Source organism: Mesorhizobium caraganae (assembly GCF_016836705.1).
In the GTDB taxonomy this organism is placed as follows: Bacteria; Pseudomonadota; Alphaproteobacteria; order Rhizobiales; family Rhizobiaceae; genus Mesorhizobium; species Mesorhizobium caraganae.
Genome location: NZ_JAFCGY010000086.1, coordinates 1 through 1527, shown reverse-complemented (window position 1 = coordinate 1527; position 1527 = coordinate 1). Strand labels below are relative to the sequence as shown.

The window sequence follows — 1527 nt, the reverse complement described above, 5'->3', positions numbered from 1 at the left end:
CAGACTGCTGACAAACCCCTGGCATTTGCCGGGGGTTTTTGATTCACTGGGTCATGTTGAAGCGACCCGCCCCTGAACAGACCGCACTTGAGATGGTAACGTTGGATCAGTTGGTTCCGGCTGATCACTTGTTGCGCAAGCTCGATCGAGCAATCGACTTCTCCTTCATCCACGACCTGACAGCGCCCTTGTATTGTGCCGACAATGGTCGCCCGCCGCTTGATCCGACCTTGATGTTCAAGGCGCTGTTCATCGGCTACCTGTTTGGGGTGCGCTCGGAGCGGCAGCTGGTGCGCGAGATCGAGGTCAATGTTGCCTACCGCTGGTTCCTGCGGTTGAAGCTGACCGACAAGGTGTTCGATGCCTCGACGCTGTCGCAGAACCGACGCCGCCGCTATCAGGACGAGACGGTCGCGCAAGCGATCTTCGACCGCATCGTCGAACAGGCGATCGGGGTGGGGCTGGTGGACGGGACGGTGCTCTATAGCGACAGCACACACCTGAAGGCCAACGCCAACAAGGGCAAGTACGACCTTGCCATGGTGGCCAAGTCGCGCGCCGACTACTGGGCCGATCTCGACCGCGCCATCGAGGCGGAACGGACGCTGCATGGCCAAAAGCCGCTGAAGGCCAAGGAGCGCAAGGCGCCGGTGAAGCAGACCAAGGTCTCGCGCGCCGATCCGGATGCCGGCTACATGGTGCGCGAGGGCAAGCCGAAGGGCTTCTTCTACCTCGACCACCGCACGGTGGATGGGCGCAACGGCATCATCACCGACACATTTGCCACGCCAGCCAACGTGCATGACTCGATCGTCTATCTTGGCCGGCTCGACCGCCAGGTTAAGCGCTTCGGCTTTAATGTGGCGGCGGCGGGACTGGATGCCGGCTATGCTACGCCGGGCATCGCCAAGGGCCTGGAGGACAGGAACATCAGCGGCGTCATCGGCTACCGCAACCCGACCCCGCCAAAGCCTGGCAAGATGAGAAAGAGCGACTTCATCTATGAACCGGAGGCGGACGGCTATCGTTGCCCGCAGGGCCAGTTGCTCACCTACGTCACCACCGAACGCGGCGGCTATCGCCATTACAGGAGCGATCCGGCGATCTGCCGCGACTGTCCGTTGCTAGCCTCCTGCACGTCAAACGCCAAAGCCGAGCGCACCATCACGCGCCATGTCTGGCAAGATGCCCGCGAGCGGGTCGACGCCAACCGGCTCACAGCATGGGGCAAGGCCATCTATCGGCGCCGCAAGGAGACGGTCGAGCGATCCTTCGCCGATGCCAAGCAGCTCTTCGGTCACCGCTACGCCCGCTTCCGAGGGCGAACACGCGTCGCCTGCCAGTGCCTGATGGCAGCCGCCGCCCAGAACATGAAAAAGATCGCAATCAGCCTCTGGCCAAGGCTCAAACCAAGTCTCGCGTGAGGCCCATCGCCGTCGGCTGTCTCCTGACATTTCCTCCTGACATCAATTTGCTGAGCCAAATCAATCGCAAAACAAAACCCCGCCGAAAATCGACGGGGTTTGT

At 61.7% G+C, this 1527-nt stretch carries 1 protein-coding gene; it reads left to right on the top strand.

Translation table 11 applies throughout. The features are described from left to right. Window positions 1-53 precede the first annotated feature (53 nt). Entirely contained in the window at window positions 54-1424 is a 1371-nt protein-coding gene (locus JQK88_RS35355; RefSeq protein WP_203281202.1) for an IS1182 family transposase, read from the top strand. The last annotated feature ends 103 nt before the right edge of the window (window positions 1425-1527 follow it).

What these genes read in the sequence shown, in the direction of transcription:
- JQK88_RS35355 (WP_203281202.1), top strand. Translation starts at nt 54, where the DNA reads ATGTTGAAGCGACCCGCCCCTGAACAGACCGCACTTGAGATGGTAACG.